This window comes from Bradyrhizobium sp. FW305-F6 (genome assembly GCF_058782905.1).
On record NZ_JBYSYD010000001.1, the window covers coordinates 260,828 to 287,242 of the forward strand.

Annotated in this window: 27 protein-coding genes and 1 tRNA gene; 20 read left to right on the forward strand and 8 right to left on the reverse strand. The window is 63.1% G+C overall.

What is annotated here, in order from left to right:
* The first annotated feature begins 189 nt into the window (after positions 1 to 189).
* From AC3WLX_RS01275 to AC3WLX_RS01290, 4 genes are all read left to right on the forward strand, one after another.
* Positions 190 to 513 carry a hypothetical protein gene (locus AC3WLX_RS01275; RefSeq protein ID WP_291621762.1) on the forward strand — a complete coding sequence of 108 codons (324 nt, stop codon included), beginning with the start codon at positions 190 to 192 and terminating at the stop codon, positions 511 to 513.
* 122 nt (positions 514 to 635) lie between these two features.
* Positions 636 to 773, forward strand: a complete 138-nt coding sequence (locus AC3WLX_RS01280; RefSeq protein ID WP_492334429.1) for a hypothetical protein — start codon at positions 636 to 638, stop codon at positions 771 to 773.
* A 51-nt stretch (positions 774 to 824) separates the two neighbouring features.
* Positions 825 to 974: a hypothetical protein gene (locus tag AC3WLX_RS01285; protein WP_492334430.1), complete on the forward strand. Its 150-nt coding sequence runs from the start codon at positions 825 to 827 to the stop codon at positions 972 to 974.
* A gap of 143 nt (positions 975 to 1,117) precedes the next feature.
* A tRNA-Ser gene (locus tag AC3WLX_RS01290) sits at positions 1,118 to 1,207 on the forward strand.
* Between the two features lie 47 nt (positions 1,208 to 1,254).
* Here AC3WLX_RS01290 and AC3WLX_RS01295 read toward each other — a convergent pair.
* Positions 1,255 to 1,596: a hypothetical protein gene (locus AC3WLX_RS01295; protein ID WP_492334431.1), complete on the reverse strand. Its 342-nt coding sequence runs from the start codon at positions 1,594 to 1,596 to the stop codon at positions 1,255 to 1,257.
* 52 nt (positions 1,597 to 1,648) lie between these two features.
* Between AC3WLX_RS01295 and AC3WLX_RS01300 the strand changes: the two genes are divergently transcribed.
* Positions 1,649 to 2,038 (forward strand): hypothetical protein, encoded by a 390-nt coding sequence (locus AC3WLX_RS01300; RefSeq protein ID WP_492334432.1) that lies wholly within the window; start codon positions 1,649 to 1,651, stop codon positions 2,036 to 2,038.
* A gap of 132 nt (positions 2,039 to 2,170) precedes the next feature.
* Here AC3WLX_RS01300 and AC3WLX_RS01305 read toward each other — a convergent pair whose 3' ends face one another.
* Positions 2,171 to 2,782: a sll1863 family stress response protein gene (locus tag AC3WLX_RS01305; protein WP_492334433.1), complete on the reverse strand. Its 612-nt coding sequence runs from the start codon at positions 2,780 to 2,782 to the stop codon at positions 2,171 to 2,173.
* A 389-nt stretch (positions 2,783 to 3,171) separates the two neighbouring features.
* On the opposite strand from AC3WLX_RS01305, the gene AC3WLX_RS01310 reads away from it, so the two are divergent.
* The 6 genes from AC3WLX_RS01310 to AC3WLX_RS01335 all read left to right on the forward strand — a co-directional run bounded on the left by AC3WLX_RS01310 (position 3,172) and on the right by AC3WLX_RS01335 (position 8,831).
* On the forward strand, positions 3,172 to 3,468 hold the full coding sequence (locus AC3WLX_RS01310) for a hypothetical protein (RefSeq protein ID WP_291621736.1): 297 nt from the start codon (positions 3,172 to 3,174) through the stop codon (positions 3,466 to 3,468).
* Positions 3,469 to 3,614: 146 nt separating this feature from the next.
* Positions 3,615 to 5,648: a VTT domain-containing protein gene (locus AC3WLX_RS01315; protein WP_492334434.1), complete on the forward strand. Its 2,034-nt coding sequence runs from the start codon at positions 3,615 to 3,617 to the stop codon at positions 5,646 to 5,648.
* Positions 5,648 to 6,337 carry an endonuclease/exonuclease/phosphatase family protein gene (locus tag AC3WLX_RS01320; RefSeq protein ID WP_492334435.1) on the forward strand — a complete coding sequence of 230 codons (690 nt, stop codon included), beginning with the start codon at positions 5,648 to 5,650 and terminating at the stop codon, positions 6,335 to 6,337. Before AC3WLX_RS01315 ends, AC3WLX_RS01320 begins: the two co-directional genes overlap by 1 nt.
* 226 nt (positions 6,338 to 6,563) lie before the next feature.
* On the forward strand, positions 6,564 to 6,755 hold the full coding sequence (locus AC3WLX_RS01325) for a hypothetical protein (RefSeq protein WP_492335894.1): 192 nt from the start codon (positions 6,564 to 6,566) through the stop codon (positions 6,753 to 6,755).
* Positions 6,756 to 6,953: 198 nt separating this feature from the next.
* Entirely contained in the window at positions 6,954 to 7,190 is a 237-nt protein-coding gene (locus tag AC3WLX_RS01330) for a hypothetical protein (protein ID WP_492335895.1), read from the forward strand.
* Between the two features lie 705 nt (positions 7,191 to 7,895).
* The gene (locus AC3WLX_RS01335; protein ID WP_492334436.1) at positions 7,896 to 8,831 is read left to right on the forward strand and encodes a septal ring lytic transglycosylase RlpA family protein; all 936 of its coding nucleotides are present in this window, start codon (positions 7,896 to 7,898) and stop codon (positions 8,829 to 8,831) included.
* On the opposite strand, the gene AC3WLX_RS01340 is transcribed toward AC3WLX_RS01335, so the two are convergent.
* Positions 8,825 to 9,781, reverse strand: a complete 957-nt coding sequence (locus tag AC3WLX_RS01340; protein ID WP_492334437.1) for an alpha/beta fold hydrolase — start codon at positions 9,779 to 9,781, stop codon at positions 8,825 to 8,827. The genes AC3WLX_RS01335 and AC3WLX_RS01340 overlap by 7 nt on opposite strands.
* A 154-nt stretch (positions 9,782 to 9,935) precedes the next feature.
* Between AC3WLX_RS01340 and AC3WLX_RS01345 the strand changes: the two genes are divergently transcribed.
* From AC3WLX_RS01345 to AC3WLX_RS01370, 6 genes are read left to right on the forward strand one after another with little or no spacing between them, the layout of a single operon-like run.
* Positions 9,936 to 11,207 carry a D-alanyl-D-alanine carboxypeptidase family protein gene (locus tag AC3WLX_RS01345; protein ID WP_492334438.1) on the forward strand — a complete coding sequence of 424 codons (1,272 nt, stop codon included), beginning with the start codon at positions 9,936 to 9,938 and terminating at the stop codon, positions 11,205 to 11,207.
* Positions 11,208 to 11,209: 2 nt separating this feature from the next.
* Positions 11,210 to 11,896 carry a dTMP kinase gene (tmk, locus tag AC3WLX_RS01350; protein ID WP_492334439.1) on the forward strand — a complete coding sequence of 229 codons (687 nt, stop codon included), beginning with the start codon at positions 11,210 to 11,212 and terminating at the stop codon, positions 11,894 to 11,896.
* Positions 11,893 to 12,936 (forward strand): DNA polymerase III subunit delta', encoded by a 1,044-nt coding sequence (locus AC3WLX_RS01355; RefSeq protein WP_492334440.1) that lies wholly within the window; start codon positions 11,893 to 11,895, stop codon positions 12,934 to 12,936. The genes tmk and AC3WLX_RS01355 overlap by 4 nt, the downstream gene beginning before the upstream one ends.
* Before the next feature lie 45 nt (positions 12,937 to 12,981).
* A complete protein-coding gene (gene metG, locus AC3WLX_RS01360) occupies positions 12,982 to 14,907 on the forward strand; it encodes a methionine--tRNA ligase (RefSeq protein WP_492334441.1) in 1,926 nt (641 codons plus the stop codon).
* Positions 14,908 to 14,917: 10 nt separating this feature from the next.
* On the forward strand, positions 14,918 to 15,694 hold the full coding sequence (locus tag AC3WLX_RS01365) for a TatD family hydrolase (RefSeq protein ID WP_492334442.1): 777 nt from the start codon (positions 14,918 to 14,920) through the stop codon (positions 15,692 to 15,694).
* Positions 15,695 to 15,707: 13 nt separating this feature from the next.
* Entirely contained in the window at positions 15,708 to 16,505 is a 798-nt protein-coding gene (locus AC3WLX_RS01370; protein WP_291621758.1) for an MBL fold metallo-hydrolase, read from the forward strand.
* A gap of 17 nt (positions 16,506 to 16,522) precedes the next feature.
* Here AC3WLX_RS01370 and AC3WLX_RS01375 read toward each other — a convergent pair whose 3' ends face one another.
* From AC3WLX_RS01375 to AC3WLX_RS01395, 5 genes are all read right to left on the reverse strand, one after another.
* Complete coding sequence (locus tag AC3WLX_RS01375; RefSeq protein ID WP_492334443.1) at positions 16,523 to 18,172, reverse strand: acyl-CoA synthetase; 1,650 nt, start codon at positions 18,170 to 18,172, stop codon at positions 16,523 to 16,525.
* A gap of 20 nt (positions 18,173 to 18,192) precedes the next feature.
* On the reverse strand, positions 18,193 to 20,082 hold the full coding sequence (locus AC3WLX_RS01380; RefSeq protein ID WP_492334444.1) for a TRAP transporter large permease: 1,890 nt from the start codon (positions 20,080 to 20,082) through the stop codon (positions 18,193 to 18,195).
* A 30-nt stretch (positions 20,083 to 20,112) separates the two neighbouring features.
* On the reverse strand, positions 20,113 to 21,144 hold the full coding sequence (locus tag AC3WLX_RS01385) for a TRAP transporter substrate-binding protein (RefSeq protein ID WP_492334445.1): 1,032 nt from the start codon (positions 21,142 to 21,144) through the stop codon (positions 20,113 to 20,115).
* Positions 21,145 to 21,839: 695 nt separating this feature from the next.
* Entirely contained in the window at positions 21,840 to 22,271 is a 432-nt protein-coding gene (locus tag AC3WLX_RS01390) for a hypothetical protein (protein ID WP_028136419.1), read from the reverse strand.
* Positions 22,272 to 22,753: 482 nt separating this feature from the next.
* On the reverse strand, positions 22,754 to 23,257 hold the full coding sequence (locus AC3WLX_RS01395; protein WP_049820108.1) for a DUF29 domain-containing protein: 504 nt from the start codon (positions 23,255 to 23,257) through the stop codon (positions 22,754 to 22,756).
* A gap of 292 nt (positions 23,258 to 23,549) precedes the next feature.
* Between AC3WLX_RS01395 and AC3WLX_RS01400 the strand changes: the two genes are divergently transcribed.
* The 3 genes from AC3WLX_RS01400 to AC3WLX_RS01410 all read left to right on the forward strand — a co-directional run bounded on the left by AC3WLX_RS01400 (position 23,550) and on the right by AC3WLX_RS01410 (position 26,413).
* Positions 23,550 to 23,852 (forward strand): helix-turn-helix domain-containing protein, encoded by a 303-nt coding sequence (locus AC3WLX_RS01400; protein ID WP_028136420.1) that lies wholly within the window; start codon positions 23,550 to 23,552, stop codon positions 23,850 to 23,852.
* 133 nt (positions 23,853 to 23,985) lie between these two features.
* A complete protein-coding gene (locus AC3WLX_RS01405; protein WP_049820109.1) occupies positions 23,986 to 25,269 on the forward strand; it encodes a type II toxin-antitoxin system HipA family toxin in 1,284 nt (427 codons plus the stop codon).
* A 52-nt stretch (positions 25,270 to 25,321) separates the two neighbouring features.
* Positions 25,322 to 26,413: a ComEC/Rec2 family competence protein gene (locus AC3WLX_RS01410; RefSeq protein ID WP_151650240.1), complete on the forward strand. Its 1,092-nt coding sequence runs from the start codon at positions 25,322 to 25,324 to the stop codon at positions 26,411 to 26,413.
* Positions 26,414 to 26,415: the final 2 nt, after the last annotated feature.

The window sequence follows — 26,415 nt, forward strand, 5'->3', positions numbered from 1 at the left end:
CAACAAGTTCTGAACGGCCGGCGAAAGCCGGCCGTTTGCATTAAGGATGCCCCGACGAAGTTCGGCAAGGCTGTGTTTTGCAGCGTATACTGCGGCGACCTTCGCAAATCCATTTCGGGCAACTGGGGCACCGCCACAATGTCTCGTACTCTCGCTGTCGTTTTCTCCACGGCCGTCGCCGCGATCTCCATGACGGGCGCGGCCTCCGCCGGCTGCTACAATTGCTACACGCCGCCGCCGTGCACCACCTGCTATCAGCAGCAATACGTGCCGCCGCAATATCGCACGGTGGACGAGACCGTGATGGTGTCGCCGGGCTCCGTGGTCGCGCACCGCACGCCGGCGCAGTATCGTACCGTGATGGTGCCGCAGACCGTGATGGTGGCGCCGCCGAGCGTGCAGTACCAGCAAATCCCGCCGCAATACGCCACGCGCCAGCGCGTCGAGATGGTCTCGCCCGGTTATTCCTACTACGCCCCGGTGCAGATGAACTGCGCATCCTGCGGCTACTGAGCCAGATCCAGCTTGGAGAATTGAAGCGGCGCTCTCTTCGGGAGCGCCGCTTTGTTTTGGGCGAGGGAAAGGTGAGAGCTCGTTGAACCGCCGGGCCTGACACGACACGAAACGGCATAAGCTTGTTTCTCGAAGCCCTTCAGCGACCGCAAGCCGGGCTGGTCGCCGCTCTCGCTGTGTCGATGATCTCAGTGGGTGCGATCGTCTGGTCGGTTGGCTCGACCGACCGCGTCACCTATCTCGGCCCGGACCACGGCTAGGAGCAGACCATCGCACAGGTCCGCCTCAAGACGCTTCCGCAAGGAAGCTACGTGATCGAGCGGGAAGCCATCTACAAGGCGATGCGGGCAGGGTGCCGCTACGACCTCAATTACAGTCCTCAGTTCGGCCGCCTTGTCAGCGACCGCCAGCGAACCAAATACATTCGCAGCACCGTGCTGGTTGATTGCCCGTCGAGCTAGGGGGCAGCTTGCGCGTAAGGAGGGACGTCGCGCCTTCCTGGCGGCGCTGCCCTACGATCACCGTCGCAGCGATGCGACACCCGCACCAACTTGGCGTTGCCTTGCGCGGTCGACTACGTTAAGCGACAGCCATTCCAGGCTCTGGAAGGGTGGCCGAGTGGTTTAAGGCACCGGTCTTGAAAACCGGCGTGCCCGCAAGGGTACCGTGGGTTCGAATCCCACCCCTTCCGCCAAAATACCAGTAAAATCAAACACCTGGATCTGATGGCTTAGCCTGCGTTCAGACGAACATGTCATCGTCGGTGGCCGGCAATGCCATGTCTCCGGGCTTGCCTTGCCTGTCAGTGAGATTGTTCACGCCTGCCAGCCCGTGGTGGTCACGAAGGCGCAACAACGCGATCCCGGAATCGAATAGGCTTGAGTTGCGGACCAGGGACGGAAGGCAGATCACCAGCGATCTCCCAACGCCAGGAATCGACAGGATGACGGTGGAGCACGTTGCGATAGCGGGATGCCCGCGCAGGATCCTCACGGGAGCGGCGGTCTGCAGTTCCGCGATGGTCGTGACCTGAACCATCGCCGCAAGGTACGCGTCGCGAGGATTCGCGCAGTTCGGTGCCATTCACAGCGGGTTCATCCCCGCTGAAGCATGGTAGTCTTATGGAGGTTGTCAGATGATTTTTCTCGGTCTCGCCGCAGCGCTATTCACGGGTCAGGCTTTGCCGGTCCAGGACGTTCGACCCCCCGTCGAGCAGGTGCAGTATGGCGTGCCGCGACGCTATCCACCGTGCGGCCACGGCTGGGACCTCAGTGCCCGCGACGGGATGTGCTATCCGAACGGCGTCTTGCCGCCCCAGGATATGGATGCCTATCGGCGCAGGTATCATGACGGCGGCGGCTACCACCGCGAAGGGTACTATCGCGGCGGCGGGCAATATCGCGGTGGAAGATATCCCGTCCCGTGCGGCCACGGTGCCGATCTCGATATCAGGGATGGACAATGCTATCCCAACGGCACGGTGCCGCCTCAGTTTCAGCAAGGTCGGCGGCATTACCGATATTAGCTGCGTCAGCCGGCATCTCGGCGCCGACATCCACGTTCCGGTGTCGGCCGCAGGAGGCGAGGGACGGCGTTCGCGGCCGTAACCAAACGCCCTCCCACGCCCGTCTCCTGAGGATGCGACTGAGCCAAACTCTCAGCTCTTCGTGTCAGCCGCGCCCTTCAGCGCGTCCCACGCGGCCTTGTTCGCCTGATCGAACGCCTTGCGGGAATCGGCGAGCGCGGCGCTCATCACCGACCACGACTCGCTGCCTGCCTGTTTCAGCTTCTGCAGGCGTGCTTCTGCTTCGGAAGCATCGGACTTCATCTGCTTGAGCGCGGCGTCGATGTCCACGGTGCGGGCTGCAGCCACCTTGCTTGCGGCCTCGCCGATCTTGTCGGCGGCCTCCCGCCAGGCCTTGGCCTGTGCGGCCGCGATATCCTTGAACGTCGCTTGCTGCTGCTCGAGCTCTTTGCCGGCGCCTTCGAAGTAAGCCTTCACCTGGGCTTCGAATCCGTTCCATTGCTTTTCCATGTCGGCCTTGGCATCCGCCCATGCGGCTTCGCCGGCCTGCGCCTTGGCCTTGAGCAATTGCTGAAACTCGTCGCGGCGCTGCGTCAGGTCGGACAGGAACTGATCAGTCCTGACCTTGGACTCGGCCTTGGCCTGGCCCGCCTTGACCTCGAAGGAAGCCAAAGCGGCGTCCATTTCGTCGATCCGCTCCTTGGCCCAATTCAGATAGTAATGCATGCTGCTCTGCTGTGACATGGCCGGCCTCCGTTGTCTTGCCGAGGCGATCATTCCAGAGCCGGGCTTGCCTGTATTGACCTGTCTCAATGCCCTTGGGCCTGAAGCGCCGGCGAGCGACGATAGGAACAGGCGAAAGCCGCCAGGAACGCTAACGAACCGGAGAGATTAGCCAAGCGTCACGGTGGGCCAACGCATGTTCTTCTTTTTCTCGAACCGGCTGGGATGTCTTGGCTCGCTGCTGATATCGGGCTTGATCACGGTTGCGCTGCTCTTTCTGCTCGGCATCATTCGGTTTTGATCATTACCGCTCGGGTGCCGATCCATGATCTCGGGCTGAGATCTCGTCGGTTCAGGAACTTGGGCCCAGCTGGACCGTTGTCGCGCTCTCGAAGACACGGAGAGCATTCTTGGAAAGCACCATCGTCGGAGAATTCGACACGCGCCGCGGCGCAGAGCTTGCGGTCGAGCATGTCGTGCAGGAATGCGGCGTGCCGCGAAGCGACGTGTTCGTTCAGCCGGTGGGCGGCGCGAACACGGCGGGCACACGCCCGTCAGGTCCCGACGTCAAGTCCGCGCCTGCGCCTGAGGGTGGGGCGAAGTTGGACGGTTTGATCGAGGTTTCCGTGGATTTCCACGGAGATGCGCCTGAGCGGATCGTGGATGCCCTCAGGAGCGCAGGCGCACGCGCCGTTCGCACCACATAGCCGTTTGCACCGAACAGCGTTCGTGGAACTCGCTGAGCATGCGGTGCGTTTAGACGCGACATGCGAATTGCGAGGTTCACCTGCTTCAGAGTGCATCGATCCTGATTCCCGGCGACACCGTCTGGCGGCGGTGCGAGGCGCGACGCGTGGCGGTTCTGAACGATGCGGCCGCCTATTTCGCAGCCCTGCGGGAAACGCTGCTGGCGGCGCAGGATCTCGTCTACATCGTCGGGTGGGATATCCACAGCAGGACCCGTTTGGTCGGTGCTTCCGGACGCGCGGACGACGGCCTGCCCGAGGAGTTCGGTCCGTTCCTGCGCGCACTGGTGCAGCGGCGCCCCGCCTTGCGCATCAACATTCTCGTCTGGGACTTCGTCTCGTTTTATGCCTCGGAGCGCGAATGGAATTCGGCGGCGAAATTCACCGACGGCACGGATGGCCGGGTCCGCTTTCATCTGGACGCCACGCTGCCGTTCGGTTCGGCCCAGCACCAGAAGATCGTCTGTGTCGACGGTGCGCTGGCATTCGTCGGCGGGCTGGATCTGACGATCAGGCGCTGGGACACGAGTGATCACCGTGCCGATTTCGCGATGCGTTGCGACCCCCAGCGCAAGCCATACCCGCCGTTTCATGATGTTCAGTGCCTGGTCGACGGCGATGCCGCGGCACAGCTGTTCGACCTCGTGGAGCAACGCTGGCGTGCAGCAGGTCAACCCGCGGACGAACGGCGCCCATTGGAGGACAACTTTTGGCCGGCGAATGTGCCGGTCGAGGCCGAGCACTTGCCGGTCGGTATCGCCAGGACCGATGTGGTCAGTCCTGCAGGTTCGACCATCAGGGAGGTCGAACGCTCCTTCATTGTGGCCATCCGCTCGGCGAACAGCTTCGTCTACATTGAAAATCAGTTCACCAGCGCGACCAGGATGGCGCACGAATTGGCGGAGCAGATGCGTCGCGTGCCGTCGCTCCGCGCTCTGATCGTCGCCCCCAAGCTGCATTCGTCGTGGTTTGAATCCCAGGCGATGCAAAACGGCCGCGGTGCCTTCATCGCCTGCTTCAGCGAGGCCGGCGTGGCCGATCGCATCCGCTTCGTCCACCCGGTCTCGCGCAGCGGGAACAGGGAAGCCGCGGTGATGGTGCACAGCAAGCTCATGGTCGTCGACGACCGGATCTTGAGGATCGGTTCGGCCAACCTCAACAACCGGTCGATGGGCGCCGACAGCGAATGTGACCTGATTTTTGAAGCCGCGACCGAGGAGCATCGGGATTTCATCATTTCGATCCGACGTCGCCTGATCGCCCATTTCTGCGATCTCGACGAACACGCCATCGCGAAAAACGAGCATCGCCTGTTCGCTCTGCTGGACGAGGTGTCAAAGGCGCGTGGCGCCAAGACGTTGCGGAAAGTCGAGTCTTCAGTTCTAACCAGCACGCTGGCCAGCTTGGTTCAGCCGGTGGCGGACCCTGAGCTGCCCCTTCATCTGGAGCGCGCGGCATCTCGCATGTGGACGACGAAAACCATCATCGGAATCGGGGCGATAGCCGTAGCGCTGTTCGGGCTGGCGCTGGCCTGGTCGTACACGTCCTTGAACGATCTCGCGGATGCAGGTCATCTTTCGGCGCTACTGTCCGCCTATTCGCAGTCCATCTGGGGGCCGCCATTGGCGATCGCAGCCTTCGTTCTCGGCGGGCTCGTCGTCTTTCCGGTTCTGGTTCTCATTGCGGCGACGGCCGCCGCACTCGGGCCGTGGCTGGGGTTCGCGACCGCCATGGCGGGCGTCCTGCTCAGCGCTTTGATACTGTTTGCGATCGGTCGCTTCGTCGGCCGGGAACGCCTTCAGCGTCTGCTGGGCCGACGTGCCGCGCGCATCCAGGAACGCATCGTCGGGAAGGGGATCCTGGCGGTTGTCGTGATCCGGATGCTTCCCATAGCGCCGTTTTCGGTGGTGAACGTCGTGGCAGGTGCAAGCACGCTGCCTCTTCGTGACTTCATGGTTGGGACTCTGCTGGGTAGCACGCCCGGAATCCTCACGATGGCGGTTCTGGGCTCGCAGATCGCAGAGCTCGCCAGAAATGCGTCCTGGAGCAACATATTGCTGCTCATTCTGGCATTCCTCGGCTGGGTCGGGGTTTGCGCCGGCGCCCAATTCCTCGCGACGTGGCTCGCCGGGAGGCGCTGATGGCGCCGGTGCGCTTCATGACGTGGAACGTGCATGGCACGTTCAATCTCAATCCGAGGTTCGATCTGGAGGGGGTTTGCTCCATCATCCGCAAGTGGTCCCCCGATGTGGTCGCGCTCCAGGAGGTGGATTCGCGCTCGCGCTCGGATGATCCGTTTGCGAAGCTGGCGAGTGTCGTCGGCGATCACCGCGTTCACGCCAAGTCGATCGTTACGGAGGATGGCGACTACGGCCAGATGCTGCTGAGCCGCTTCTCGTTCTCCAGCATGCCCGAGATCGTCGACGTGTCATACCAGGAGCGGGAGCCGCGCCGGGCCATCGCCACGGACCTGCTGACGCCTTCCGGCGATGTGCGTGTAGTGGCCACGCATCTCGGCCTGAGCATTCACGAACGTTATGCCCAGGCACGTGCTCTGGTGAGCCTGGTGAAGCCGGCAAGGACCGTCGTGCTCGGCGATTTCAACGATTGGTTCTGGGTGAGATCGGTGCGCCGCGTGCTCGCGCAGGTCTGTCCCAACCGGACGCAGTTGCGGACTTTTCCATCACGCCTGCCCCTGATGCGGCTCGACCGGATCTACGCAACGCCTGACAGCCGGATCGGGAAAGTCTGGACCGACGAGGAGGCCAGGGTTTATTCAGACCATCTGCCCGTGATTGCGGACATCGAGATCGCCGCTGCGGAACGATGACCTTCGCAGGCCGCTGTCCGGGGAGGTCGACGAATCCACGACTTCGAGCGTCGGAAAGGACCGCTGTTTCGCCCACGGTGCGGTAGCCTCGGGCTTTCCGGAAAAGGCATTGATTCAGAACAACTTGGCTACTGTGCATGGGGTTGTTTTCGCAGACTCTGTGTGGGCAGCGGTCTGGCAAGCGGAACGATGCGGAACTATTTCCTCATCGCCGCGTTGTGTTGCCATGACTGAAGACCTTTCGTTCCGACGCAAACCCCTGACCCCTGAACAACGCCAGGCGCGCGATGCCACGCGTCGCGTCGAGGCCGAGAAGGCCATCCGCGATCATGAAGCGGCGCAGAAGGCGTTTTACGCCAACAAGGAACGGCTGAAGGCCGAGCGACTGGCGCGGGAAGCCGCAGCCACAAAGGACTGAGCGAACACGCTTCGCTGCGCCACTACCAAAATCGCATCTCCTGGCGGCCTGCATTTGATTGTCGGCCGCCATTACCGCGTGGGTATCCGCTCGTGCTACCGTGCCGATCGGCCGTCGCAGGACGGCCGCGAGCGGGAGGTGGGCGTGTCCTGGAGCGGCTTGGGCAAGTGGTGGGGCGCAATCGCATGCGCGGGCGTCATGCTGGTCGGCGCAGGAGGCGCCGAAGTCTGGGCTACGCCGCTGACGCCGTTTCGCTACGAGGCGCAGGCGCAGCGTCATTGCCCGCATGACAGGGTCGTCTGGCTCGATTTCAAAAAGGGCCGCTACTACCGAAAGCGACAGAAGCGCTACGGCCAGGGCTTCGACGGCAGCTTCGTCTGCCTGAACGAGGCCCGCGGCAGCTTCTACCGCCGCTCGCTGTTGGGCCTGCGTTGAGCCGGGAGAGGTGCTGGCGACCCCCGTGGGCGTTCATCCGGATAGATGCGCTTCCTCAGGCAAACGCCAGGGCCACGAGGCTCGAGCAGAGCAGGACCAAGCCGCCGGCGGTCAATGCCAGGAAGCCATCGGATACGAGGTCATGGTTACGCATGGGACACCTGCCGCTCTCGTCTTCGATGCTCGCGCGGATCGATGAAGCTCGTCCGAACGCGCCGCTTTGAAAGAGGTGATGCTTGCCGTCCGCGCGGGTGCCGTCAGGCCCTCGTGCGGTAACCTTCGAACGCATGGGCCAGGAAGATCCCCGCGCTTACTAGACCCATCAGTGCCGAAACCGTCTCGATCATCGTTAAATTCCAAATCCTGCCCTTGCATCCGAGAAAACGCGTGCGGCCTTGCACAGTCAAAAGAATTTCGGTGAGAGGCGAGACAATGGGGGTGGGGTGAGGATTTGGCGCAACAGAATGTCCAGGACTGGCACAGAGAATGCGCCTCGGCTCCGTAGATCGACGGGGAGAAACCAACGTGGCGTTTACCATCCCGGCGTGATCCTTGGCGGCTCCCCATTTCCGCCGTGATCGGGTTGCGTTATCCTTACCACGTCCGAAGCGGTGGTGGGCCGCCTCGGAATCAGAAGGACTGGACAGCGCTCCCCGTAGTCTCAGCGGGTTGGGTACGCCTCCGGCGAAGTGGTATTTGGGGTCAATGGGGATCGGGCGGTCAGATTCGGTTTTGCGAGCCGTGCGCGGTGTTGCGGTTGTCGCGACGTGTCTCGCGCTCGCCAATTGCGCCTCCTCGAACAAGTTCGCGAGCCGGGTGGATCCGAAATACGGGGTGTCATCAAGCCCGCGCGTGGTGGCGTTCGGCGATCCCGTCCCGAAGGGCGGCGGTACCTATCGCGTCGGCAAGCCCTATGTCGTGGCGGGCCGGACTTACGTGCCGGAGGAGGACGTCAACTACCGCGCCGAGGGCATGGCCTCCTGGTACGGCGACAGCTTCCACGGCCGCCTGACCGCCAATGGCGAGGTGTTCGACATGACCTCGCTGACCGCGGCGCATCCGACCCTGCCGATGCCGTCCTACGCGCGGGTGACCAACGTCTCGAACGGAAAGTCGCTGATCGTCCGCGTCAACGACCGCGGGCCCTATCACGGCAACCGTCTCATCGACGTCTCGAACAAGGCCGCCGAACTCCTTGAATTCAAAGGAAATGGTGTCGCCAAGGTCCGCGTCGAATATGTCGGCCGGGCGCCGCTCGAAGGCTCCGATGACCGCCAGCTTCTGGCGACCCTGCGCACCGGCGTTCCGGCGCCGTCTCCGTCGATGGTCCGGGTCGCCTCGGCCAAGCCGTTTGTGCCAGAGCTATCATCATCAGCCCGCGGCGCCATTCGCGGCGACGTACCGATGCCCGAGGGGCGGCCCTATAATCTCGGCAACAGCTCGGCCGATATGGCCTCGCTCAATGCGACATCGGAAATGTCGGCCTCGAGCCGTGGCCGGAACCGTGCGCTCCAGAACGCGCGCGCGGTCTCCTACGACGCCGATGGCAGCTACACGACCGAGAGCGCTCCGTCCGCTGCCTATGCCTCGGACGGCGCGGCCGAGGCCCGCAGCATACTGAGCGGCCGCGGCCTCTACTGAGCCGCGCTCTCCTTCAAGAACGTCACCAGTGCCGCGTTCACCTCGTCGGGCCGCTCCTGCTGCACCCAGTGGCCGGCGCCGTCGAGGATCAGCTTGCGCTTCAGATTGGGCAGCACGCGCTCGAGCTCGTTGACGCGCTTGGCCCCGATCAGGCCGGTGATGACCGCGTCCTTCGAACCGGCGATGAACAGCGATGGCTGACGGATCTGTGCGTCTTGCCAAGGCGCCGTCAGCTCCCAATTGCGGTCGATGTTGCGGTACCAGTTCAGCCCGCCGCGGAATCCGGACTTGCGGAAGCTCTCGGTGAAATAGGCGAGGTCAGGCTCGCTGAGCCAGCCGGGCAGCGGCTCCTCGTCAGCCGCATGGCCGAGAAAGCCCTTGCCCTCCTGCACGAACATGGCCGCGGTGGGATCGGCGAGGCCGCGTCCGCCGAGGATGATGCGCATGGTGCGAGCGACGTCGCGTTCGAGCTCGGCCTCGGCGACGCCGGGTGTCTGAAAGTACTGCCAGTAGAAGTTGGTGACGCCGCCCTGGCGCAACAGATCGAGCGGCTTGCCGCGGCCGCGGAACGGCGGCGGCACGCTCAGGCCTGCGACTGCCGTGAAGATGTCGGGCCGAAACAGCGCCGCGTGCCAGGCGACCGGTGCGCCCCAATCATGACCGACCACCATCGCCTTGGTCTCACCCAGCGCCTGGACGAGGCCGACCACATCGCCGACCGTGTCGAAGATCGAGTAGGCGGCAACTTCAGGAGGTGCAGCGCTCTGGCCGTAGCCGCGCATATCGGGGGCGACGACGTGAAATCCGGCTTCGGCAAGCGCGGGGATCTGATGGCGCCAGGAATAGGAGAGTTCCGGCCAGCCATGGCACAGCACCACCAGCGGACCCTGGCCGGCTTCGCGGACGAAAAGCTCGATCCCGTTGGCCTTGATCATGCGGGTTGAGGACATTCGCTTTTCCGCCTTGTTTCAGGGGTTTGGTCGAGAAACGTAAGACACCACGATAGGGGCGCGGCGAGAATCGTGCAATCTCAGGGACAAGCGTCCAGCCGCGTGTTGTTCGCATCTGTTCCAGCTGTTAGAACGCCTCCCTCAGGGCTTCGCTATGGCACTTCGTCTGTCTTTGCTTCGTCTCAACCGGCTCACCGCCGGAACGCTGGCGCGCGGGCTGATCGCGGCGGTTCTGATCGCAGTGGTCCTGGTCGCAGGCTGGGGCGGCGCGCTCTACGCCGCCAACCAGAGCGTCCAGGGCGCCAAGAAGGCGGACGACACCGGCTTCGATGGCGATGCCCCGACCGCGATCCTGATTGAGGCCTCCTCAGGCAGCGTGCTGTTCGAGAAGAACGCCGACGAGCTGCGCGCCCCCTCGAGCATGATGAAGCTGATGACCGCGGAGGTCGTCTTCAACGCGGTCAAGAAGGGCGACATCAAGCTGACCGACGAGTACCGGATCAGCGAGAACGCCTGGCGCCGGGGCGGTGCGCCCTCGGGCGGCTCGACCATGTTCGCCGCCATCAACAGCAAGGTCTCGGTCAACGACCTTCTGCACGGCGCGATTATCCAGAGCGGCAACGACGCCTGCATCGCGCTCGCCGAAGCCATGGCCGGCAATGAGCGGATCTTCGCGGCCGACTTCATGACCAAGCGCGCACGCGAGCTCGGCCTCACCAGGTCGACCTTCGCCAATTCCAGCGGCCTGCCGGACCCCGGCAACAAGATGACGGTTCGCGAGCTTGGCATCCTCGCCCGCCACATCATTCTCGACTTCCCGGAGTTCTACAAACTGTTCGGCGAGAAGGAGTTCACCTGGAACAAGATCCGCCAGCCCAACCGCAATCCACTGCTTAATTCATTGGAAGGCGCCGACGGCCTCAAGACCGGCTACACCAAGGAAGGCGGCTACGGCATGGTCGGCTCGGCCGTGCAGAACGGCACGCGCCTGATCGTCGTCGTCAACGGGCTCGAAGATGCCGATGATCGCGCCAGCGAAGCCAAGAAGATGCTGGAATGGGGTTTTCGCAATTTCGAGACCCGTACGCTGATGGCGGCCGAGCAGCCCGTCGGCTATGCCAAGGTGTTCGGCGGCGAGAGCCGCTCGGTCAAGCTCGTCGCCAAGACACCCGTGAAGGTGATGGTTCACAAGAACGGCAACGACAAGCTGATTGCGCGCATCGTCTATAGCGGCCCGGTGCGGGCGCCTATCGAGGCCGGCCAGCGGGTCGGCGTGGTCAGGGTCTGGCGCAGCGGCAACATCGCAGTGGAGACGCCGGTCTATGCGGCCGAGGCCATCGGCACCGGCTCGACAATGCGCCGCGCAATCGACGGCGCCAGCGAGCTCGTGATCGGCATGTTCCGCGCAGGCGCCGAGAAGCTCTGATCATGAGTGAGAGCGCGGCACAGCGGCCGTCCGGACGCGGACGCTTCATCACCTTTGAAGGCGGCGAGGGCACCGGCAAGTCGACCCAGATCAAAAAGCTCGCCGATCGCCTCAAGGCGGCGAAGCTGCGCATCCGGGTGACGCGGGAGCCGGGCGGTTCGCCGGGCGCCGAGATCATGCGTCATCTGGTGCTGTCGGGCATGGGCAAGCTGCTCGGCCCCGAGGCCGAGACGCTGCTGTTTGCCGCCGCGCGCGATGACCATGTCCGCACCGTGATCCAGCCGGCGCTGAGCCAGGGCGTCTGGGTGTTGTGCGATCGCTTCGCCGACTCGACGCGGGCGTATCAGGGCAGCCTCGGCCAGGTGCCGGCCGGACTGATCAACGCAATGCAGCGGGTGACGATCGGCAACCTCCAGCCGGACCTCACCATCATCCTCGATTTGTCGGTCGAGATCGGCCTGCAACGCGCCGCCGCGCGCCGCGGCAGCGGCATCCCCGACAGGTTCGAGGCCGAGAAGCTCAGCTTCCACCAGGGCCTCCGCGAAGCCTATCGCAAGATCGCGGCAGAGGATCCCGCGCGCTGCGTGTTGATCGACGCCGATTCCGACCCCGACACGGTCGCCGCACGGATCTGGACGGTGCTGCGCGAGCGTCTTCTCCCCACGCCTGCGTCGGTAATTTCGGCATGAGCCCACGTCAGGCCGAGCGCGAAACCGTTCCGCATCCGCGCGAGACGAGCCGCCTGTTCGGCCATCGCGAGGCCGAGGCGGCGTTACTTGCGGCCTATCGAAGCGGGCGGATTCCACATGCCTGGCTGATCGGCGGGCCGCAAGGGATCGGCAAGGCGACGCTGGCCTACCGCATGGCGCGCTTCGTTCTCGCCCATTCGCAGCCGCTCGCGCCTGCCGTGCAGCGGGCGGAAGACCTTACGGTCGGTCCTGACGACGCCGTGGCCCGCCAGGTGGCGGCGGGTTCGCATGGCGGCCTGTTGACGCTGGAGCGAACCGCCAACGACCGCGGCGTGATGCGCACCGTGATCACCGTGGACGAGACACGCGAGACAATCGGCTTCTTCGGCTCGACCGCGGCGGCCGAAGGCTGGCGCGTCTGTATCGTCGACACCGTCGATGAGCTCAATCCGAATGCCGCCAACGCGCTGTTGAAGATTTTGGAGGAGCCGCCGCAGCAATCGCTGTTTCTCCTCGTGAGCCACGCACCCGCTCGGGTGCTCGCCACGATCCAGTCGCGCTGCCGCAAGCTGCGCCTGCGCGCGCTTGCCACGGATGACGTGATTGGGGCTGCAGCTTCAGCGGCCGAGCTCGATCCGAACGATCCCGCCTTGCACGAGGCGGCGGAAGCCTCGGAGGGCAGCGTGGCGCGGGCGCTGACGCTGCTCGGCGGCGATGCGCTCAAGCTCCAGCAGCGTACGGCGGCCATGCTCGCACGCCTCCCGCAAGTCGATCCGCGCGAATTGCACACGCTCGGAGACTCGCTCGGCACCAGCGACCGCGTCGCGCTGGCGGCTTTCATTGACGGTATCGACCGCTGGATCGCTGAGCGCCTGCATGCAGACGATGCCCATGCCAACCAGAACCTGCCGCGCCTTGCGCGGCTAGCTGAGGTATGGGAAAAGATCGTCCGCGCCGCGCGTGATACCGAAACCTACAATCTGGAGCGCAAGCCCCTGGTTTTCTCGGTGTTCGGCTGGCTGGCGGACGCAACGCGCTAAGCGCGAGCCGTTTCCAAATTCGAGAAGCCGGTAAAGGAATTCGTGGTGGCAACGCGAGCTAAGAAATCCGTCAAACGCAAGAGCGGCAAGAAGTCTGCGAAGAAGGCCGTGAAGGCGCGCGCGAGCAAGGCCGCCAAGAAGGTCAAGAAGACCAAGAAGGCTGCCGCCAAGAAGAGCGTGAAGAAGGGCGCAGCAAAGAAAGCCGGCAAGAAGGCCGCGAAGAAGCAGGTCGTCACCAAGACGGCGGCGAATAAGGCTGCCAAAAAGCCGGCCAAGGCTCCGGCGAAGAAGGTCGCGAAAAAGGCGACTGCGCCTGCCGTGACCGCCGCACCGGCTCCCATGGTCACGCCTGTGAAGCCCAAGGTGGCCAAGCCCAAGGCCGCACGTGCACCCAAGCCTGCCACAGCTCCGCAAGTCGCCGCGCCTGCGCGCGACAACGTCTTCTACATCACAACCGCGATCGCCTATCCCAACGGCAGCCCGCACATCGGTCACGCCTACGAGGCGATCGCGACCGACGTGCTGGCGCGTTTTGCTCGGCTCGACGGCAAGGACGTGTTTTTCCTGACCGGCACCGACGAGCACGGTCAGAAGATGGTTCAGACCGCGGCGGGTGAGAACATGTCCGTCTCCGCGCTCGCAGCCCGCAACGCCGGCCGCTTCAAGGAGATGGACGAGCGCCTGAACGTGTCGTTCGACCGCTTCATCCGCACCACCGAGGAGCAGCATCATCGCTCCAGCCAGGAGATCTGGCGGCGCATGGAAGCGAACGGCGACATCTACGCCGACACCTATTCGGGCTGGTACTCGGTCCGCGACGAGGCCTATTACGCCGAGGACGAGACGCGCGTGAACGACGACGGCGTGCGGCTCGGACCACAGGGCACGCCGGTGGAATGGGTGGAGGAGAAGAGCTATTTCTTCCGCCTCTCGCAGTACCAGGACAAGCTGCTCGAGTTCTATGCGGATCACCCTGACTTCATCGGGCCTGATTCTCGCAAGAATGAGGTGGTGAGCTTCGTCAGAGGCGGGCTGCGCGATCTCTCGATCTCGCGCACGACCTTCGATTGGGGCGTGAAAGTGCCCGGCGACGAAGATCATGTGATGTATGTCTGGGTCGACGCGCTGACCAACTACATCACCGGCGTGGGCTTCCCCGACGAGAGCGACAAGAACTGGCGCTACTGGCCGGCCGATGTGCACATCATCGGCAAAGACATCATCCGCTTCCACGCCGTCTACTGGCCGGCGTTCCTGATGTCGGCCGGGATCCCCCTGCCGAAGCGGGTCTATGCCCACGGCTTCCTGTTCAACAGGGGCGAGAAGATGTCGAAGTCGGTCGGCAACGTCGTCGATCCCTTCAATCTTGCCGAGCAGTACGGCGTGGACCAACTTCGCTATTTTTTCCTGCGCGAGGTGCCGTTTGGCCAGGACGGCAATTACAATCACGAGGCCATCGTCGCGCGCATCAATGCCGATCTCGCCAACGATCTCGGCAACCTCGCGCAGCGTTCGCTTTCGATGATCGCCAAGCAACTGGGCGGCGTGTTGCCCGAGCCCGGCGCGTTCAGCGACAACGACAAGGCGATCCTGGCGATGGCCGACGGCATGATCGCGGCTTCGCGTGAGGCCATGGCGACGCAGCAGATCCATCATTGGCTCAACGCCGTCTGGTCCGTGGTCGCGGAGGCCAACCGCTATTTCGCCGGCGAGGCACCGTGGGCGCTCGCCAAGACGGATCCGGCCAGGCAGAAGACGGTGCTCTACGTCACCGCGGAAGTCGTGCGCCAGATCGCGATCCTGGCTCAGCCCGTGATGCCGACTGCCTCCGGCAAGCTGCTCGAAAGCCTCGGCATTCCCGAAGCCGAGCGCAGCTTCACCATGCTCGGCGGCGCCAGCCGCATCGCACCCGGCTCGACCTTGCCGGCACCGACACCGGCGTTCCCGCGCTACATCGAGCCGGCAGCCTGAAGGCGTCCGCATGTTGGTCGACAGCCACTGCCACCTGGATTTTCCGGACTTTGCGGAAGATCTTGACGGGATCCTGTCGCGGGCGCGGGCGGCCGGCGTCGCGCGCATGGTCACGATCTCGACGCGGGTGCGGCGGCTGAAGGACCTGCTCGCGATCGCCGAGCGCTATGACGACGTCTATTGCTCGGTCGGCACCCATCCGCACAACGCGGACGAGGAGGACGGCATCGCGCCGGACGAGCTTGTTGCCCTGACGCAGCATCCCAAGGTCGTCGCGCTCGGCGAAGCCGGGCTCGACTATTTCTACGACAATGGCTCGCCGGAGGCGCAGGCGAGGGGCTTTCGCGCTCACATCGCCGCCGCTCGCACCACCGGCCTGCCGCTGGTGATCCACACCCGCGAAGCCGACGCGGACTGCGCACGCATTCTGGAAGAGGAGGCGGCCAACGGGTCGTTCCGCGCGGTGCTGCATTGCTACACCGGCGGACGCGATCTGGCATTGAAGGCCGTGTCGCTCGGGCATTATATCGGTTTCACGGGTATCCTGACCTTCAAGAAATCGGAAGCCTTGCGCGCGCTTGCGGCCGAGCTGCCAGCGGACCGTATTTTGGTTGAAACAGACTCGCCCTATCTTGCGCCCGGCAAGTTTAGAGGCAAGCGCAACGAGCCGGCCTATGTGGTCGAGGTTGCAAAGGTGCTCGCCGAGACACGGGGCGTGTCGTTTGACGAGATCTCGCGCCAGACCACCGAAAACTTCTTCCGCCTGTTCTCGAAGGTGAACGCTTGAAACTGGATGCCGCATGACGCTGACCTTGACGATCCTGGGCTGCGGCTCCTCCGCCGGCGTGCCCCGCCCGGCGCTCGGCTGGGGTGCCTGCGATCCCAACAATCCCAAGAACCGCCGGCGGCGTTGCTCACTGCTGGTCGAACGGACCTCCGAGCACGGCACCACGCGGATCGTGATCGACACTTCGCCGGATCTGCGCGAGCAATTGCTTTCCACCAACGTCGACCACATCGACGCCGTGTTCCTGACCCACGAGCACGCCGATCAGACTCACGGCATGGACGATCTGCGTTCGGTCGTGATGCACATGCGCCGGCGCATCCCGACCTATTTCAATCAGTCGACCGCCAAGGACATTCTGTCGCGGTTCTCCTATTGCTTCATCTCGCCTGAGGGCAGCGACTACCCGCCGATACTGACTCGGCACTCGATCGAGGCGGGCGAAAGCCAGACCGTCCTTGGCAAGGGCGGCGCGGTGACGATGACCGCCTTCCTGGTGCAGCATGGCAACATTCCAGCGCTCGGCTATCGCATCGGGGACGCCGCCTACACCCCTGATCTCAACGACATCCCGCGCGAGAGCTGGGGCGCTCTGGAAAATCTGGATCTCTGGATCGTCGACGGCCTGCGCTACACCAGCCATGTCAGCCATTTCAGCATCAACGACGCGCTGTCCTGGATCGAGCGGTTCAAGCCGAAGCGCGCGGTGATCACCAACATGACCGCCGACGTCGATTACGAGGTTATCCGGCAGTCGCTGCCCGCCGGCGTGGTGCCGGCCTATGACGGGTTGCGGCTCGAGACGGCCTAGACCTCTTCGGACGCTGTTCAGGCCGAGATCGCTTTCGCCGAGCCGACTTCGTTGCGCAGCAGGAATTTCTGGATCTTGCCCGTCGACGTCTTCGGGATGGGCCCGAACACGACCGCCTTCGGCGTCTTGAAGCCGCTCATGTGCGATCGGCAGAACGCGATGATGTCGGCCTCGCTGGCGCTTGCGCCGTCCTTCAGCTCGACGAAGGCGCAAGGTACTTCACCCCATTTCGGATCGGGTTTTGCGACCACGGCGGCGAACAGCACCGCCGGATGCTTGTAAAGGATGTCCTCGACCTCGACTGAGGAGATGTTCTCGCCGCCGGAGATGATGATGTCCTTCGAACGGTCCTTGATGATGACGTAGCCGTGCTCGTCGAGCACGCCGAGATCGCCGGTGTGAAACCAGCCGCCTTCGAAGGCCTCGCTGGTCGCCTTCTCGTTCCTGAGATAGCCCTTCATCACGATGTTGCCGCGGAACATGACCTCGCCGATGGTTTCGCCATCGCGCGGCACTTGCCGCATCGTCTGAGGGTTGATGACGGTGACGCTTTCCTGGAGCGGGTAGGGCACGCCCTGCCGCCGCTTCATGCGTGCGCGTTCGGCGGGCGGAAGTTCGTCCCAGCCGGGCTGCTCGGCGCAGACAGAGGCGGGGCCGTAGACCTCGGTCAGGCCGTAGACATGTGTCAGCTTGATACCGATGCTTTCCGCGCCTTCCAGCACCGCGACCGGCGGCGCCGCGCCTGCGATAAGGCCGACGACGTGGCGGGCGGCAGTTCCCTTGGGAGCATCCGGTGCGTTGATCAGCGTGTTGTAGACGATCGGCGCGCCGCACATGTGGGTGACGCCGTGGGTCTTGATCAGCTCGAAAATCTTCGTTGGCTCGACCTTGCGCAGGCAGACATTGATGCCAGCGGCGGCCGCAGTCGTCCAGGGAAAGCACCAGCCGTTGCAATGGAACATTGGCAGCGTCCAGAGATAGACCGGATGCTGGCCGAGATTGCCGGCGAGGATGTTGCTGACGGCGTTCAGATACGCGCCGCGGTGATGGGTGACGACGCCCTTGGGATTGCCCGTCGTACCCGACGTGTAACTCAGCGCGATCGCGTCCCATTCATCGCTCGGCGTGATCGCCGCGAAGTCTGGATCGCCTTCGGCGACCGCGGTCTCATATTCGATCTCGCCGATGCGCTTGCCGCCTTTGAACGATGCGTCGTCGACATCGACCACGAGCGGCCTCGGGCCCTTCATCTGCGCCAGCGCGTCGGTGATGACGCCCGAGAACTCGGGATCGACAAGGATGATCTTGGCGCCGCCATGGTCGAGCTGGAACGCGATCGAGGGCGCATCGAGGCGGATGTTCAGCGCGTTGAGCACGGCGCCCGTCATCGGCACGGCGAAATGGGCCTCGTTCATCGCCGGAATGTTCGGCAGCATGGCCGCGACCGTGTCGCCGATGCCGATGCCCTTGCGCGCGAGCCAGGACGCAAAACGCTTGCAGCGCTCGTGCGTCTGCGCCCAGGTGAAGCTGCGGCCCTCGTAGACCGTGCTGACATGATCGGGATACACGGCGGCACTGCGCGCGAGGAAGCTCAGCGGACTCAGAGGCACGTAGTTGGCGGGAGTCTTGTCGAGGCCGATCTTGTACGGGTTCTGCCGTTCACTCATCGACTCACTCCTTTATCGCGTCAAAGAAAACCGATCGAGATCCAGGGGAAGATCGCGACGATGATCAATCCCACCAGCAGCGCCAAGAGATAGCCCCAGATCGGCCTGATGCCTTCGGCCGGATCGACGCGTCCGATGGCGCAGGCCGCATAATAGCCGACGCCGAACGGCGGGGCGAATAGCCCGATACCCATGGCGAGAATGATCACCATGGCATAGTGCACCTCGTGCACGCCGACGGCGCGGGCGATCGGGAACAGCAGCGGCCCGAACAGCACGATCGCAGGAATACCTTCCAGCACGCTGCCGAGGATGACGAAGGCCAGGATCGAGACGGCGATGAAGGTCGCAGCTCCCCCGGGCAATCCGGTCATGGCCGCCGCCAGGGAGCGCGAGAAGCCTGACTGGGTCAGGCCCCAGGCCATACCCGTGGCGGTGCCGATGATCAAGAGGATCGCACCCGACAGCGCCGCCGTCTCGATCAGCATCGGAAACAGCCGCCGCCAGTCGAACCGGCGGTAGACGAGCAGCCCGACGAGCGCACCGTAGACGATGCCGATGGTGGAGACCTCGGTGGCCGTCGCGATGCCCTCGACCACGGCATAGCGGATCACGAAGGGCAGCGCGAGCGCGGGCAGGGCGATGACGAAGCTCCTGCCGATCTCCGATGTCGTGGCACGGCGGATGTGGCTCAGGTCCTCGTGGCGGTAGCGCCACCACACCAGCATGCAAAGCGTGATCGCAAGCACGACGCCGGGCAGGAGGCCGCCGGTGAAAAGGGCGGCGATCGACACGCCCGTGACCGAGCCGATCGTGATCAGCACGAGGCTCGGCGGAATGGTCTCGGTCTGGGCACCCGTTGCCGCCAGCAGCGCGACGAGATCGCCGGGCTTGGCCCCGCGCTCCTTCATCTCCGGGAACAGCACGGGTGCGACCGCCGCCATGTCGGCCGCCTTGGCGCCGGATATGCCGGAGACCAGGTACATGGCGCCGACCAGCACGTAGTGCAGGCCGCCCCTGACATGGCCGAGCAGGCTCGCCAGGAACGCCACCATGGCGCGGGCCATGCCGGTCATCTCGATCAGCAATCCCAGGAACACGAACAGGGGCACCGAGAGCAGGATGAGGTGGCTCATGCCCTCGTCCATCCGGCCGATCAGCACCATGACGGGCGTGCGGGTGGTCAGCGCGAGATAGCCGAAGATTGCAAGACCGAAGCCGAACGCAATGGGAACGCCGGCAAAGACGCAGAAGCCGGCAACGCCGACGAAGAAGACGACGAGGTTGAGGTTGCCGAGCGGGCGCAGCAACGGCTCAGCCAGCCAGAACAGGCCGATCACGACGGCGACCGACAGCACGGCAGCTGCAACCATCCGGTAGTCGGCCGCGCGCAGCAGCCGCAGCAAGGCAAAGGTCGCCATCAGGAAGATGCCGGCCGGCAGCGCAGCGGCCCGCCACATATTGGAGATCTGCAGCGCCGGCGTCGTGATGTAGCTTTCTTCATAGGCGTAGTCGCTTGCCGGCCAAGCGATCAGGATCAGGAACGCCAGGGCCGCGGAGGTCGCGACCAGGTCGAGATAGGCTCGCATGGCGGGCCTGGCGCTGGCGACGACCGCAGTCATGCGCATGTGCTCGGAGCGGCGGAAGGCGACCGCCGCGCCCAGCATGGCGAGCCACAGGAACAGGATCGAGGCGAACTCGTCCGACCAGATCAGCGGGCGGTGCAGGCCGTAGCGCGCGACCACGCCGGCAAACAGGATCACGATCTCGGCGACCACCAGGATCGCCGTCGGGATCTCGACGACGAGACCCAGCACGCGCTCGACCGACGCCAGCAACGAAGGTCGGCGAGGGGACTGCAACGTCGCCTCACCCACCACAGCGGTCACCTCGACCTCGACGTGAGCCATCCCGATACGAACCCCGACGGCCCCACCACGCTACGACAGCTTGCCGACGGCCTTTTCCAGGAGGTCCCAGGCCTGGTCGCCATACTTGCCCTTCCACTCGGCATAGAAGCCCGCGGTGCGCAGCTTGTCGCGGAACGGCGCCACGGCGGGCTGGTTGAAGGTCAGGCCCTTGCCGGCGAGTTCCTGCTGCAGATTGGCATTGAGCTTGGCGGTATCGGCGCGCTCGTTGACCGCGGCGGCGTTGATGTTCTTGGCCACGATCGTGCGCACGTCCTGCGGCAGCTTTTCCCAGGCCCTGCGGTTGGCCAGGAACCAGAAGCCGTCCCACATGTGGTTGGTCAGCGAGCAGAACTTCTGCACCTCGTAGAGCTTGGCGGTCGAGATGATCGCCAGCGGATTCTCCTGGCCTTCGACAATCCTGGTCTGGAGCGCGGAGTAAACCTCGCTGAAGTTGATCGAGGCGGGCGCGGCGTCGAACGCCTTGAACATCGAGGTCCACAGCGGCGAGACCGGCACGCGGATCTTGAAGCCCTTGAGGTCGTCGGGGCCGGTGATCGGCCTGCTCGACGACGTGGTCTGGCGGAAGCCGTTGTCCCAGATCTTGTCCATGACCTCGAGGCCGGCTTTCTTGATCTCGCCGCGGACATGGGCGCCGAGATCGCCGTCCATGGCCTTCCAGACCGTGTCGTAGTCCGGGAACGCGAAGCCGATGCCGTTGATGGACGCCGCCGGCACCAGGGTCGACAGGATCAGGCCCGACAGCGTGAAGAACTCGACGCCGCCGGAGCGGATCTGGCTCAGCATGTCGGTGTCGGAACCGAGCTGGTTGTTCGGGAAGATCTGGAGGTCGAACTTGCCGCCTGTCTCGCTCTTGATTGCCGCCGCCATCTCCTTGGCGCGGACGTTCAGCGGATGGGTGTCGGGCAGGTTGTTGGCGTATTTGTAGGTGAACTCGGCGCTCTGGGCGCGTGCCACATGGGGCGCACCGATGCCGCCCAGGACCGCGGTCGCTGCGGAGGCCTTGAGAAGCGTGCGTCGGGAAAAGCGCGTCGAAAAGACCATGGGTCTGCTTCCTCGAAAGGTTTGTTGTTGTTCTGAGATGCAAACCTATACGGACGGTCAGTCAGAAGGTCATCTGCGATCTCGCGAAGCCCGCTTATTGCAGCCGGACAAGGTCACGGCAATATCGGCTTTCGCAGACCTCGACCCGATTCAAAACCTGAAAAACAACCCCATGCACAGTAGGCGTCAAGAGCTGAGACCGACGGCCACGCGCAGGCGGAAACTTTGGCCTGCGCGAAGGTGCGATGGCAGCAAGTTCGCCTAAATTATTGATCTGATTGCAGATAAATATATTCCATAATATACCTTATGCGAATTCCAGATATGGGTGTCGGGATCGCGGCCTGCTGGCTTGTCGTTCGCGTTTGAATTTGTCACTGGGGCCTCTGGTTGATTTTGTCACTCGCCTACTGATGCCATTGGTCTTTCTGGCCGGCGGCGTCTTCACGCTTGTCGCGGCTCGATCAGCCCCTGGTTCTGGAAGACTCAATTCTGTCACTGGCGGTGTTGGCGCTTCGAGATTCAATTTTGGCACTGAGCGATAGCTCGGCCTATCGCAGGGTAACTTACACTGCGATAGGCCGAGCCACGCTGCGCTTGTTGACGTGATCTACCGGCCGGTCATCGGGGCCGGGTGTGGGCTGTTGCTGGCGCACCCTGAGCCTGTACGGGCTGCGGCGCTTGATAGGATCGGCCTAGGGGCAAGCGCTCGGACGAGCGGTCATCCTCATCGGATGCTTGTCGTATCCGAGCCAGAGTGTCTTGGCTGGCGGACCGAAGCGCACGTCTCGTCGAAGTACCCTAACGCTTGCGACGGGCTCGGCGGGCGTGTTCGTCGCGTCGCTCCCGACAATCACGCAGCGGCCACCAAACACGCAACCGTCCTTTTTCCAGCGCCAGCCGTCCTCTTGGGCCTTCCCGTAGACGATGTCGCCGCCGGGAGCATTCAGCAACGGCACTGGTGCTCCTCCCAGAACGTGATCAATCCCGGCGGCAGTCCGTCCCATCTCGGCGCGATCAATCAATCCAATTTCGGGATCCACAACGATCACCGAGACGGTCTCTCCCGATTGCGCAGGTTCCGGAACCGAGATTGGGCTGACCCAGCGGATCAGGCCTTCAAGCATTTCGAGACTCGACCGCGCTGCCGTACGGTCTCCGAAGGAATTCCGTCGTCCAAGGACGATCGCAGAGCTGCGAATAGCCTTCGACCCTCCTAACGAAAACCCGGCATCGGCGCCCTCTCCTTCCGCGGCCAGGATTACATCCCCATTGGGAAGGGTCGCGAGAACGTGCCTGGGAGACCCGCACAATCGCCTGAGCTCAGCGGGTGTGGGGTCTACCTCCTCGACGACAATCCGTCGCTCGAACGGGTCTATTGCAACAGCCTTCACGCTACTTATCCGATCTGCGCGTCTTTGCAGAATCATCGGTCGACGCACGGCGGAGGTCAACCCGATCGGCAAGGCTTGCGCCGGAGAGTTGTGAATTCCTGGTTACCGTTGGGCTTTCTAAACCCAAGTTTGCGCTCTCGTTCGGCCGGACAGGTAAAATGTGGTCAGCGCCACCAGCGTTGATCATGGCGCGTACTGCCCTGTGGGCCTGATGCTCAGATGCCGTGCTTGGCCACTGATTGGATGGCGGCAGATAGCACTTGTGTCGCTGCGCCGGGGTCGAACTCGGGGTCAAGAAGATCATGGAGCGAGAGCGGACAGGTCGACGGCAATTGAGGTCCGACTACCCCACGATTTTCCAAGGTGCGGGTAGCTGCGTTGCAGGCGACACGCCAGATTTTCTCAAGATCGAGTCGCCGCTTCAGTCCTGGCGAAAAGGCCAGGACGGCATCGCCTTGGAATGTGACGATTTCCTCAAACCAACGCGTTAGAGTCTGACTTTCAGGTTCGAGGGCTGATTTCAGCAAGTGAATTAGGGTTTGTCGAAGTAGACTAGATATCGCCAGGACTTCGGCACGTCCCATGCCTTCGATCTCTTCAGCCAGATTGTCGATGTCAAGGCGCGTGTCTGCAGGCGAAGTTGCCCCAAGGATGCCGGCTTGCTCCTGGGTCCACCCGTAGAAATCTGTGTCGTGTTTACTGGCTTGTTTCGTCAGCATGAAACCTCCGAGCACCTAGAGATAAAGGCGGGCCGGAGCATAATCAAAGGGAGAAGCCGGCGACCAAGCCACCCCTCCGTTCACTGTTCGGCCGGGTTAAGCCTCTCGGAGGCGCAAAAGCCGCTCGGGACGCATTAGCGCTTTTGTTACGGCCTCTCATGCGCTGCTGGGTAAAGGCCGACGCGGACGGTTCTGCGGTTTAGCCGAGGGCCAAAGGCACGGCGCAATCCTGATCTTGACTTATACGAGATATTATAATATCTATTATTGCCAGATAATGGGAACAGAGGCTATGGATATATCCCTTAATTTAAGCTCACCCCAAGACATTGCTTCCGATATAGCGAACCGCGCAAAGCAGCGGCGATTAGAGGCCAACTTAACCCAGTCGGGGCTTGCCGCCCGCGCTCAGGTCAGCTTGGGCACGCTGAAGCAATTTGAGCGCACAGGCAAATCTTCCTTAGAGTTCCTCATAGCCATCGCGTTCGCTCTCGGCGCCGAAAAGGAATTCGAGGGGCTGTTTCCTCCGAAGCCGCACAGGTCGATCGAGGACGTGATTTCCAAGCCTGTCAGAATTCGGGGACGCAGAAAGTGAAGAAGCCGAAGGTCCCAGACGGAAAACCGCCCCAAGGCATCCAAAAGCTGGGGGTGTCGCTCGATTTCTACGGCGAAAAGATCGAGGTAGGAACATTGGCATCCAAGCCTGTCAGAATTCGGGGACGCAGAAAGTGAAGAAGCCGAAGGTCCCAGACGGAAAACCGCCCCAAGGCATCCAAAAGCTGGGGGTGTCGCTCGATTTCTACGGCGAAAAGATCGAGGTAGGAACATTGGCATGGAGCAAAGAGGAACGCCGGGCGTATTTCGAGTACCACCCCGATTTCGCCGCGAGGCGCCTCAACGTATCTCCGTTCAAGCTTCCTGTCGGCGAGGGAGCAAAGCCGGCGCCGAATTCGCCGTTCGCCGGGCTGCACGGCATGTTCAACGATAGCCTCCCCGACGGTTGGGGCCGCATGCTTCTTGATCGTCATCTGCAGAACCTCGGATACGACTTCAGGCTCCTCACGCCTCTTGACCGCCTGGCATACGTCGGCCAGACCGGCATGGGAGCGTTGCGCTACATTCCCGATAATTCCCTTAGCAAAGCCGCCGGCGACGCCGTCGACCTCGATTGGCTTGCTGCGCAAGCTGAGGCGGTCCAAGGCGAGGTCGACGAAGCCGACGTGGATCGTCTGCTCGAAATCCAAGGTGGCTCCGCCGGCGTCCGCCCCAAGATTATGATCGGCTTGAATGGCAAGACCGGTAAGATCGTAGCCGATACCGGCACCGATCTTCCGGAAGGCTTCGAAGCTTGGCTGGTAAAGTTCAAATCGAACGTCGATCACTCCGAAATAGGAAAAGAAGAGTACGCCTACTCTCTTATGGCGAAGGCAGCAGGCGTCGATATGCCCGCCACTAAGCTCATCAAAACCAAGAAGGGCAGCTATTTCGCCGTCCAAAGGTTCGACAGAACCGAGGGTGGGAGCGCGCATGTACAGACGGTGAGCGGGCTGTTGGAGGCCGATCATCGGGCTCCGTCCATCGACTACGATACGCTGTTGAAAGTCACGCGACTTCTGACGCGCGACGAGCGTCACGTACGCCAGATGTTCGTCCGGATGATCTTCAACGTCCTCGCACACAACCGGGACGATCACGCTAAAAATCACGCTTTCCTGCTCGCAAAGGATGGAGTTTGGCATCCGACGCCGGCGTACGACCTCACGCTCTCGGAGGGCCCCGGGGGCGAGCACAATCTAGCTGTGGACGGTGAAGGGAAGAACCCGACCAAAAAGCACATTCTAAAGGTTGCGCAAAATGCGTCGATTCCGCAGGAGGAAGCCGAGCAGTTCTTCGAACAAGTTCAGAGTGCCATAGATCGCTGGCCTGAATATGCAAAAGAAGCCGGATTGACGGAGAAACGTCTCCAGGAAATCGACCGGCTGCTGAACAAGCGTGGATCCGGTGCCGCTTAGGGCGGCGACATTTCTCCCTACATAGCCAACATTGATTCTGGACACCACCCAAATGGCCTATGAAATAGAGTTTCATCCTGTCGGGTCGGGAGCCAACAGCGGCGACGCGATAACAATGCGCTACTGGACGGGCGCGGAGTGGCGCGTGATCGTCATCGACGCTGGATTCCAGGAAACCGGCGAAGCAATCGTCGAGCACGTGCGGTCGGTGTACGGCACGAACACGGTTGAGCACGTCGTCAGCACGCATCCGGACAACGATCACATCAGCGGTCTTCGCGCAGTCATCTCGCAACTTAATGTGCAGAACCTCTGGATGCACGTTCCCGAATACCACGCGAAAAACATGATGGATTACTTCCACGATCCTCGATGGACGCTGGAGGGCCTCACCGCGGACTTGCGGCGCGCCTACCCGATCGTCAGCGAAATCCGAGACTTGGCCCTGAAGCGGGGCACTTCGCTTCACCCTCCGTTTCTAGGCGCAAAGATCGGGCCCTTCACGGTGCTTTCGCCGACGCAGGCCATGTACGAGGGCCTCCTCCCCCAATTCCGCGACACCCCAAAGCCCGCGCAACAACTCCTCGTCCTCTTGGGGCATTGGCTCACAGGGATCGGGCGACGCGTGGCGACGGAGATCCGGCGCATCATCGCGGAGGACCTGTTCACCGAGACGCTCCGTGAAGGCGGCATCACGGCGGCGGAAAACGAATCCAGCGTGGTCTTGTACGGTCAGATCGACGGTCGAAACATCTTCCTGACGGCGGACGCCGGCTTGAGAGCTCTTGGCGCTGCCGTGTCGTACGGTATTGCCATCGGTCTTCAGTTCGGCACCGCTTTGAACATATTCCAGGTCCCGCATCACGGCAGCCGCAACAACATCTCCCCTGCACTGCTCAATCGGATCGTCGGAAATGTCTCGGGGTTCGGATCCAGAAGATCGATTGGTTGCGTCATCTCCGCCGGGCCCGAGGATGAAACTCATCCGCGCCAAGTCGTGGTGAACGCGCTCTTGCGTCGTGGCGTTGAACCCCAGGACACGAAGAAGGGCATGCTTTTGTTCAATCACGGCGTTCCGGATCGGGCGGGCTTCAGTCCCGCACCCACCCTGGAGTTTGCCACGAGGGTGGAAGCCTATGACTGAGA